At 75.1% G+C, this 5,919-nt stretch carries 6 protein-coding genes; 4 read left to right on the top strand and 2 right to left on the bottom strand.

What is annotated here, in order from left to right:
• Positions 1-2,075, bottom strand: a 2,075-nt coding sequence (malQ, locus tag ACFWEK_RS17905; RefSeq protein ID WP_430554899.1) for a 4-alpha-glucanotransferase, incomplete at its 3' end; no start/stop codon positions are given.
• A gap of 197 nt (positions 2,076-2,272) precedes the next feature.
• On the opposite strand from malQ, the gene ACFWEK_RS17900 reads away from it, so the two are divergent.
• Positions 2,273-3,334 carry a mechanosensitive ion channel family protein gene (locus ACFWEK_RS17900; RefSeq protein ID WP_430554898.1) on the top strand — a complete coding sequence of 354 codons (1,062 nt, stop codon included), beginning with the start codon at positions 2,273-2,275 and terminating at the stop codon, positions 3,332-3,334.
• Position 3,335: 1 nt separating this feature from the next.
• On the opposite strand, the gene ACFWEK_RS17895 is transcribed toward ACFWEK_RS17900, so the two are convergent.
• Positions 3,336-3,584 (bottom strand): glucose PTS transporter subunit EIIB, encoded by a 249-nt coding sequence (locus tag ACFWEK_RS17895; RefSeq protein ID WP_430547187.1) that lies wholly within the window; start codon positions 3,582-3,584, stop codon positions 3,336-3,338.
• Between the two features lie 104 nt (positions 3,585-3,688).
• On the opposite strand from ACFWEK_RS17895, the gene ACFWEK_RS17890 reads away from it, so the two are divergent.
• From ACFWEK_RS17890 to ACFWEK_RS17880, 3 genes are all read left to right on the top strand, one after another.
• A complete protein-coding gene (locus ACFWEK_RS17890) occupies positions 3,689-4,084 on the top strand; it encodes a globin (protein ID WP_430547188.1) in 396 nt (131 codons plus the stop codon).
• Between the two features lie 61 nt (positions 4,085-4,145).
• A complete protein-coding gene (locus ACFWEK_RS17885; RefSeq protein ID WP_430554897.1) occupies positions 4,146-5,069 on the top strand; it encodes an acyl-CoA thioesterase in 924 nt (307 codons plus the stop codon).
• A gap of 59 nt (positions 5,070-5,128) precedes the next feature.
• A partial coding sequence (locus ACFWEK_RS17880; RefSeq protein ID WP_430554896.1) for a DNA topoisomerase IB occupies positions 5,129-5,919 on the top strand: 791 nt, incomplete at its 3' end.

Below are 5,919 nucleotides of genomic sequence, written 5' to 3'. Positions count from 1 at the left end.
ACGTTGCCCGACCCGTCGGCCAGCGGCACCTTCCAGTTCGGGTACTCCTGGTCGGTGCCGGGCTGGTTCTGCGTGCGGCGCTCGCCGACCGCGTCGGTGAGCTGCACGCCGACGAGGGCGGCGGGCGTCTTGCGCAGGTACCGGTGCAGCCCCTCGACGATCTCGCGCTCGGACGGGTGCTCGGAGACCAGCCCACGCACGGCGAGGGCCAGCACCGCCTGGTCCCGCTCGGTGCGGGCGGCGGCGCGCAGCTCCTGCGCGTCGTCGGCGAGCAGCCCGAGGCGTTCGCGCAGGTCGACGTGCTCCCCCGCGAGGTACCCGGCTGCGGGCGGCATGTCGTGCGTGCCGACCGTCGCGAGCGACGCGCGCCGGTACTTCTCGGGCTCCAGGGGGCGGCCGTCCTCCTTCTCGAACCACAGCACGGAGGTGCCGAGCACGCCGCGGTCGGCGAGCTCGTCGCGCACCCACGGCTCGAAGACGCCGAGGTCCTCCCCCACGACGACGGCGCCCGCGCGGTGCGCCTCCAGGCACAGGATGCCGAGCAGCGCCTCGTGGTCGTAACGCACGTACGCGCCGTCGGCCGGCGAGGAGCCCTCGGGCACCCACCACTGCCGGAACAGGCCGAGCACGTGGTCGACCCGCAGCGCGCCGGCGTGCCGCAGCACGGTACGCAGCATGTCGCGATACGGGGCGTAGCCGGCGCGCGCCAGCGCCCGCGGGTTCCACGGCGGCTGCGACCAGGCCTGGCCCTGCTGGTTGTACATGTCCGGCGGGGCGCCCACGGAGACGCCGCGGGCGAGGACGTCGCGGTGCGCCCACGCGTCCGCGCCCTGCGGGTGGGCGCCGACGGCCAGGTCGTGCATGATGCCGATCCGCATCCCCGCCTCGCGGGCCACGCGCTGGGCGGTCTGCTTCTGCTCGTCGGCCACCCACTGCAGCCACACGTAGAACTCCACGCGCTCGGCGAGCTGCTCGCGCAGCGCGGCGACCGCCGGAGACGCCGGGTCCCCGAGCTCGTCCGGTCGCGGACGGGAGCCGAGGTGCTCGACGATCGCGCACCACGTGGCGAAGTCGCGCAGGCCCGCGCCCTCCTCCGCGACGAACTCCTGGTACGCGGCCTCGCGCGCGGCGCGCCGCGGCGCGGTGAACACCACCTCGAGGGCCGCCTTCTTGGCCTCCCAGACCGCGTCGCGGTCCAGCGCGCCGGGGTCGGCCACGAGGTCGCGCACGGGGTCGGCCGCCCACTCCACGAGGGAGCGGTCGGCCGCCGACAGGTACGCCGTCTCCGGGATGTCCTCCACCCGCACGTACAGCGGGCTGAGGAAACGCCGGCTCGTCGGCAGGTACGGGGAGGGGGTCAGCGGGGTCACGGGCTCGGTCGCCGAGAGCGGGTTGACGCCGACGAAGTCCGCGCTCGCGCGGTGCGCCGTCAGCCAGGCCAGGTCGGCGAGGTCCGCCAGGTCGCCCACACCCCACGACGTGCGCGAGCGCACCGAGTAGAGCTGGAGGAGGAACCCCCACCACTGGTCGTCCTCCAGCCCGGCAGGCAGCTCCAGCCGCCGCGGGGTGACGACGACCGTGACGCGGGACTCGTGGCCCTCGGTGAGCGCGTGCAGCGAGTGCCACCCCAGCGGCAGGTCGTCCGGCAGCGCGAACGTCGCGCGGCCCACGCGCCGCCCGTCCACGGAGCGCGGCTCCACGAGGACGTCGAGCTGCTCCAGGTCGCGGCGGCGGCGCACCGCGTGCTCGCGCGCCGCGGGCTCCGCGCCGTCCAGCTCGAGCCAGACGTGCACGGCGGCGCCGTCGGTGACGTGCACCGGGACCTGGGCGCCGTCGCCCTCGCGCACCACGACCGTGGGCGGCAGGACGGCCCGCCACTCGTCGTCGCGGGCCCGCTGCAGGCTGTGCGTCACCTGCTGGGGCGTGCCCGCCGGCACGTCCAGCGCGCCCAGCACGGCCACGAGGGTCGACGACGGGGCGACCACCACCTCGCCGCCGAAGCCGTGGTGCTCGCCGAGCACGCCGTACGCCTCGGCGAGCTCGCGCAGCTCGGCGCTCGGCTCGTCGGCGTGCACCGCCTCGGACGGGCCGCCAGTATCGCCCCGGGCGTCGTCCGGGGTCTCGTCGCGGGCGTCGTCCGGGGTGGTCGGCTGGTCCTTGCTCACGGAGACGATCCTGCCATCCCCCGTCCCACCAGGGCGTCCGCCCACGCGGCACGACGTCACGCCCGCCGACGTTTCGTCGCGACGCCCCCGCTCGCTACCGTGGGCGGGTGACCCCCGTGATCTCCACGCTCCGGACCGCTGCCCCGGCGGCGGTGACCCCGGAGCCGTCCCCCAGCCCGAGCACGACGACCACCGAGTCGGCCGTCGAGGACACCATCAAAGCCGCCGCGGACGCCGGCTCGTCGTTCTGGACGTGGTTCACCGGCTGGCCCCTGCACATCCTCATCATCCTGGTGGTGGGGCTGCTCATCCTCGCGCTGCTGCGCCGCGTGATCGGCCATGTCACGGAGCGCATCGCCACCGGCTCGGGCACGACCACCACCGAGGGCGGCCCCGCCTGGCGCCGCTACCTGCAGCGCACGCCGTTCGTCGAGGACGCGATCGCGATGGCGAACCCGCTGGCCAGCCAGCGGCGCGCGCAGCGGGCGCGTACGGTCGGGTCGGTGCTGCGCTCGACGGCCAACATCGTGGTCGGCACCATCATCGCGCTGATGATCCTGGCGGAGCTCCAGGTCAACGTGGGGCCGCTGGTCGCCTCCGCCGGCGTCGTCGGCATCGCGCTGGGCTTCGGCGCCCAGGCCCTCGTGAAGGACTTCATCTCGGGCATCTTCCTGCTGGTCGAGGACCAGTTCGGCGTGGGCGACGTGGTCGACCTGGGCTCGGGCGCGCTCGGCACGGTCGAGGAGGTCCAGCTGCGCGTCACGCAGGTGCGCGCCTTCGACGGCACGCTCTGGTACGTCCGCAACGGCGAGATCCTGCGCGCCGGCAACATGACGCAGCAGTGGTCGCGGGCCGTCGCGGAGGTCCGGGTGCCGCTGGACGCCGACCTCGACACCGTGCGGGCCGCGCTCGGCCGCGCGGCCGACGGCGTGCAGGCCGACCCGGAGCTCTCCCCGCTGCTGCTCGAGGCGCCGTCGGTCCGCGGCGTGGACGCCGTCAACGACATCACGATGTCGTTCACCCTCCACGCGCAGACCCGGCCGGGCGACCAGTGGGAGGTCTCGCGCGAGCTGCGCCGCCGCGCGCAGGCGGAGCTGCGCGCGGCGGGCGTGCTCGTACCGCCGGCCGACGCCGAGCCGGTGGCGATCGAGCAGGCGTCCGACGACTGAGTCAGGAGACGAGCAGCGGGTCCATCTGAGCGGCCAGGTCGTCGGCCTCCGGGCCCACGATGACCTGGACCACGCGACCGGAGCGCACCACGCCGAACGCGCCCGACGCCTTGAGCCCCTGGTCGTCCACGAGGGCCGGGTCGCTCACCTCGACCCGCAACCGCGTGATGCAGGGCTCGAGCTCGACGACGTTCCCTCTGCCGCCGAGCGCCGCAAGGATGTCGTCGGCCTTGTGCGGGGCGATGGTCATGGGGGCCTCCCGTGGAATGCGTCGTTGCAGGTCCGTGACCAGCCTAACGCTCCCGGGCGCCGAGCGGGAGGAGCAGCACCGCGGGTGTCTGGGAGGATGGCCCGGTGACGGACCAGACTTCACCCGCGTCGTTCTACGACGCCGTCGGCGGGCACGCCACGTTCGAGCGCCTCGTCGACGTGTTCTACGAGGGCGTCGCCACGGACGAGGTGCTGCGCCCCATGTACCCGGAGGAGGACCTCGGGCCGGCGAAGGTGCGGCTCACGCTGTTCCTCGAGCAGTACTGGGGCGGCCCGACGACGTACAGCCAGCAGCGGGGCCACCCGCGCCTGCGCATGCGGCACGCGCCGTTCAAGGTCAACCCCGACGCCCGCGACCGCTGGCTGGCGCACATGCGCGTCGCCGTCGACGCGCTGGACCTGGCGCCGATCCACGAGTCCCAGCTGTGGGACTACCTGGAGCGCGCGGCGTACAGCATGATCAACACGTTCGACGAGTGACCCCGCCGCGACCCCCGCGGCCCTCCCCGCGACCCACCCTGCGAACCGACCTGGAGTGCGTGTGAGCGAGACGTCCACCACCACGCCCGCCGCCGCGGGCATCCCCGACGCCCTGGACCGCCTGCTGTCGGCCCTCGACCTGCGCGAGGTCGAGGGCTGGGGGCCGCGCGGCGAGGACGACCTGTGGCGCGGCGACAGCGTGCCCGGCCCCGGCCGTCGCGTGTACGGCGGCCAGGTGCTGGCCCAGGCCCTGCTCGCCTGCGGGCGCACGGTGGACGAGGACCGGCTGCCCCACTCGCTGCACGCCTACTTCCTGCGCGAGGGAGCCCTGGACACCCCCATCGACTTCGCCGTGGAGCGGCTGCGAGACGGCCGGTCGTTCAGCGCGCGGCGCACGCACGCCATCCAGCACGGCAAGCCGATCCTGTCGCTGACGGTGTCGTTCCAGACCGACCAGCCCGGCTACGAGGCCGCGGAGCCGGCGCCGCCCGGCGTCCCGGCGCCGGAGGACGTCCCGTCCGCGATCGAGGTGCTCGACGGCATCGACCACCCGGCCGCGAAGTTCTGGTCGCACGAGTCCGCGTTCGACCTGCGGCACGTCGGCGGCTCGCTGTACCTGGGCCCCGACCCGGAGCCGAAGCCCACCCAGCAGGTGTGGGTGCGCGCCCGGCACGCGATCGCGTCCGACGACCCGCTGCTGCACCGTGCCCTGCTCGCGTTCGCCTGCGACCAGGTCATGCTCGAGCCCGTGCTGCGCCAGGCCGGGAGGTCGTGGATCGACGTCGGCGGCGCGGTGCCGATGGCGAGCCTCGACCACGCCATGTGGTTCCACCGCGACGCGCGCGCCGACGACTGGCTGCTGTACGTCCAGGAGTCGCCCGGCGCGCAGGGCGGGCGCGGCCTCGGCCTGGCCCGCGTGTACGACCGCGAGGGCCGGCTGGTGGCGAGCATCGCGCAGGAGGGCATGATCCGGCTCCCCGGCTGACGTCGGTCGCCACGGGCCGAGGCGCTGCGGGGAGCGTGCCGCCGCCGCACACTGTGCGCGTGCGACTGCGCCGCGTCTCCGCGTCCTCCCCCGGCTACTCCCGCCGCGCGAAGGGGGACGGCTGGGTGTTCCTCGACGCGGAGGGCGCACCGCTGGACGACGAGACCGAGGTGGCGCGGTGCACCCGCCTGGCGATCCCGCCGGCCTGGACCGACGTGTGGATCTGCCGGTACGCCGACGGCCACCTGCAGGCGTTCGGTCGTGACGACGCCGGGCGCGGCCAGTACCTCTACCACGAGGAGTGGCAGGCGCGGCGCGCCCGCCGCAAGCACGACCACGTGCTCGACGTGGGACGGCGCCTGCCCGCCGCCCGCGCCGGGGTGACGCGCGCCCTGCGCCGCGACGGCGTCGGGCGCCGCCGCGTGCTGGCGCTCGCGTTCCGGCTGCTCGACGACGCGTACTTCCGCGCCGGCGGGGAGGTCTACGCCGCGGCGCACCGCAGCTACGGCCTCGCGACGATCCGCAAGGAGCACGCCACGGTGCGGCGCGACGGCTCCGTGCACTTCCGTTACCCCGCCAAGTCGGGGCAGCTGCGCGACGTCCTCGTCGAGGACCCGGTGGTGGCGTCCCTGGTCACGACGCTCAAGCGCCGCCGCGGCGGCGTGGACCTGCTCGCGTGGCGGGAGGACGGCGAGGCCGACTGGCACGACGTCACCAGCGCGGACGTGCAGGCCGACGTCAAGGAGCGCCTCGGCGACGACGCGACACCGAAGGACTTCCGCACCTGGCACGCCACCGTGCTCGCCGCGCGCGCCCTGGCCGACGTCGGCGCGCCGCCGCGCTCGCAGCG

The organism is Isoptericola sp. NPDC060257 (assembly GCF_042726645.1).
Classification (GTDB): Bacteria; Actinomycetota; Actinomycetes; order Actinomycetales; family Cellulomonadaceae; genus Isoptericola; species Isoptericola nanjingensis.
This window is presented reverse-complemented; position numbering and strand designations above follow the sequence as displayed.

Coding starts and splice junctions, on each gene's coding strand:
- ACFWEK_RS17895 (WP_430547187.1), bottom strand. CDS start 3,584: ATGACCATCGCCCCGCACAAGGCCGACGACATCCTTGCGGCGCTCGGC.